The sequence below is a fragment of the Serinicoccus sp. CNJ-927 genome (assembly GCF_001942435.1).
Taxonomy (GTDB): domain Bacteria; phylum Actinomycetota; class Actinomycetes; order Actinomycetales; family Dermatophilaceae; genus Ornithinicoccus; species Ornithinicoccus marinus.
In genome coordinates, this window is record NZ_MKKF01000045.1 from 1 (window position 1) to 1247 (window position 1247).

1 protein-coding gene is annotated in these 1247 nt (G+C 69.0%); it reads right to left on the minus strand.

Annotated elements, in window-relative coordinates; all coding sequences use genetic code 11:
- Positions 1 to 46 precede the first annotated feature (46 nt).
- The gene (locus BJF86_RS12265) at positions 47 to 1246 is read right to left on the minus strand and encodes an IS256 family transposase (protein ID WP_187345624.1); all 1200 of its coding nucleotides are present in this window, start codon (positions 1244 to 1246) and stop codon (positions 47 to 49) included.
- Position 1247: the final 1 nt, after the last annotated feature.

Sequence of the window (1247 nt, forward strand, 5' to 3'; positions counted from 1 at the left end):
GTCAAGCCCAGTGGAGTGGTGTAGCGCTGTGATCCCTCGTTTGGGTTCAGGTGGTGAGGGCGGGTAGGTGATCAGCTCCGATCTCGGGTTCGGTGTCGGGGACGATGGTTGCCCGGCAGCGGGCTAGGAGGTCCAGTCCGAGGTAGCGGCGGCCTTCGGCCCATTCGTCGGTCTGTTCGGCCAGGACGGCGCCGACGAGCCGGATGATCGCGTCGCGGTTGGGGAAGATGCCCACGGCGTCGGTGCGGCGGCGGATCTCCTTGTTGAGGCGCTCGGCCGGGTTGTTGGACCAGATCTGGGACCACACGTCCTTGGGGAAGGCGGTGAACGCCAGGATGTCCTCGCGGGCACCGGCGAGGTGGTCGGCCACGGCGGGCAGCTTGTCGGTGACGTAGTCGATGAGCCGATCGAACTGGGCGTGCACCGCCGGGGCGTCGGGCTGGTCGTACACGGAGTGCAGCATCGCCTTGACCGCCGGCCACATCGACTTGGGAGTCACGGACATCAGGTTCGCGCTGTAGTGGGTGCGGCATCGCTGCCAGGACGCGCCGGGCAGGTTCGCTGCGACCGCGTCGACCAGGCCGGCGTGGGCGTCGGAGGTGACGAGCCGGACCCCGTCTAGGCCGCGGGCGACGAGGTCGGCGAAGAACTCGTTCCACGCCGACCCCGTCTCACTGGTCGCGACGCGCACGCCCAGGACCTCGCGGTGCCCGTCGCCGTTGACACCAGTCGCGAGGAGGACGACGGCGTTGATGACGCGGCCGCCCTCGCGGACCTTCATGGTGAGCGCGTCGGCGGCGACGAACGTGAACGGGCCCGCCTCACCGAGGGGCCGGTGGCGAAACTCCTCGACGAGCTGGTCCAGGTCGGCCGCCATCCGGGAGACCTGGGACTTGGACAGCGAGTCGATGCCCAAGGTCTTGACCAGCTTGTCCATCCGCCGGGTGGATACCCCGGCCAGGTAGCAGTCCGCGACCACAGTGATCAGCGCGGACTCGGCCCGCTTGCGCCGCTCGAGCAGCCACTCGGGGAAGTAGGTGCCCTTGCGCAGCTTGGGAACCGCGACATCCAGCGTGCCTACCCGCGTGTCCAAGGGCCGGTGGCGGTAACCGTTGCGCTGGGCCACGCGGTCGCTGCTGGGGCGTCCGTACTCGGCGCCGACGACAGCGTCGGCGTCCGCGGACAGCAGACTGTTGATGATCGACTGCAACAGCGTGCGCATCAGATCAGGCGATGCTTCCGCCAGG